Annotated in this window: 2 protein-coding genes; both read left to right on the top strand. The window is 69.6% G+C overall.

Annotated features, from left to right (window positions below; translation table 11 throughout):
* A partial coding sequence (locus tag AC27VN_RS39175; protein ID WP_490880168.1) for a DUF72 domain-containing protein occupies nt 1–442 on the top strand: 442 nt, incomplete at its 5' end.
* A 116-nt stretch (nt 443–558) separates the two neighbouring features.
* Complete coding sequence (locus AC27VN_RS39180) at nt 559–1,878, top strand: Nramp family divalent metal transporter (RefSeq protein ID WP_490880169.1); 1,320 nt, start codon at nt 559–561, stop codon at nt 1,876–1,878.
* The last annotated feature ends 444 nt before the right edge of the window (nt 1,879–2,322 follow it).

Here is a 2,322-nt window from a genome sequence, read left to right on the forward strand (position 1 = left end):
CCCGAGCTTCGTCGACCCGGCCTTCATCGCGCAACTGCGCCGCCACGGCATCGCGCTCGTGGTGGCCGACACGGCGGGCCGCTGGCCGCTGCTCGAGGACCTCACGGCCGACTTCGTCTACCTGCGGCTGCATGGCGACAAGAAGCTCTATGCGAGCGGCTACGGCGAACCGGCGCTCGCGCACTGGGCCCGGCGCATCGCGGCCTGGCGCCAGGGACGGCAGGTGCGCGACGCGAAGCGGGCCTCGAAGGTGGCGGCACCGCGTGGCGCGCGCGAGGTGTTCTGCTACTTCGACAACGACATCAAGGTGCATGCGCCCTACGACGCGGCGCATCTGGCGCAGGCGCTGGGCCTGCCGGCACGGCTGGAGGAGGGCGCGCGCGACCGCTTTGCGCTGCCGCCGGAGATCTCGCTGCGGCCGGCGCGGAAGAAGAAGGCGTAGGACGCCCGCACGGCCACGCTCGCCTGCCAAGTGCATCCAGGTTGCAGCAGCGTCCTACAGGGGGGCCGGGGGACGCACCCTACTTTCGGTGTCCCGAGGTCACCGACGAGGCGAGCATGCCGAGACCGAACGAGCAGGACGAAGACCGCGCCGGCGCCGGCGCAGGCGCTGAGCCTCCCGCCAAGCGCGGCTTCCTGAACCGCCTCGGCCCCGGTCTCATCACGGGCGCCGCCGACGACGATCCCAGCGGCATCGCCACCTACACCCAGGCCGGCGCTCAGTTCGGCTACGGCATGGGCTGGACCCTGCTGCTGACCTATCCGCTGATGGTGGGCATCCAGCTCGCGAGCGCGCGCATCGGCCGCACCACGGGGCGTGGGCTCACCTCGGCCTTCGCCGCCCTGTGGCCACGCCCGGTGGTGTTTCTCTCGGTCGTGCTGCTGCTGGTTGCCAATGTCGTGAACCTCGCGGCCGACATCGGCGCCATGGCCGAGGTCGCGCGGCTGGGCCTGGGCGGACCCGAGGCGCTCTATGCGCTGGGCTTCGGCCTGCTGTCGCTGGCGCTGCAGGCCTGGCTGCCGTACCACCGCTACGTGCGCGTGCTCAAGTGGCTCACGCTCTCGCTGCTGGCCTACGTGGGCGTGGCGCTGGTGGCGCACGTCGACTGGAAGGCCGCGCTCGTGGGCGCGCTGGTGCCACGCATGCACTGGGATGCCGAGAGCATCAAGATGGTGGTCGCGATCCTCGGCACCACGATCAGCCCCTACCTGTTCTTCTGGCAGGCGGCGCAGGAGGTGGAGGAGATCGAGCGCATTCCCAAGGACCATGCGCTCAGGACCCATCCCGCGCAGGCCCGCGCGCAACTGCGCCGGCTGCGGCTCGACACCTGGGTCGGCATGGGTTTCTCCAACGCGATCGCCTTCTCGATGATCGTGGCCTCGGCCGCCACCCTGCACGCCCATGGCCAGACCGACGTGAGCTCGACCGCGCAGGCGGCCGAGGCCCTGCGCCCGGTGGCGGGCAGCGCGGCCTTCGCGCTGTTTGCGCTGGGGATCATCGGCACGGGCCTGCTGGCGCTGCCGGTGCTCGGCGGTTCGGCCGCCTATGCCTGCGCCGAATTCCTGCGCGTGCGCCGCGGGCTCGAGCAGCCGGTCGGCGCGGCGCCGGCCTTCTACGGCATCCTCGCGGCCGCCATGGTCTGCGGCATCGGCATCAGCCTGTGCGGCGTCGATCCGATGAAAGCGCTGGTGTGGGCGGCGGTGATCAATTCGCTGATGTCGGTGCCGATCATGGTCGGCGTCATGTGGGCCGCCGGCAACCGCCGCCTCATGGGCGAGCTGGTGCTGCCGCTGCACTGGCGGGTGCTGGGCTGGGCCGCGACCGCGGTCATGGCGCTGGCGACCCTGGCCTTTCTTTGGACCAGCCTGCGGTCCTGAGCGCTGCCTGCCCGCGGCCCGGGCCCCCATTCCCACTCCCACCGATTCCCGTAGGACTTAGTCGGGTTTTGTAATCTAGTGTGTTTAATTGCAACGAGTGTTATATTTTTGGCGAGAAACACTATTTAACACTTAGGCATTCAATCAATGGCGGGCCGCGAGGCTTTCCGGGGATGTTTCATCGATGGAAGCGCTTGAATTGCCATTCGGATCGCTAAAAAGCCCCAGTTTGGTGCATTGCCTGCCGGCCGACCGCCGGTCCTCCGCGGACCACGCATGACCGGTTTCAGCGCCTCGCCCCGCGACCGCCGGCCGCTGCTGAGCTTCAGCATCGAAGGGCTGCCGGCCCGTGACGAACTGCTCTTCAAGTCGCTGGTGCGGCTGCTCGACCACCGCACCCACCAGCACTGGGCCTGGCAGGTCGAGGGCGCCGACCTGCGCGTG

This window comes from Variovorax sp. 20P10.2.4 (assembly GCF_058244205.1).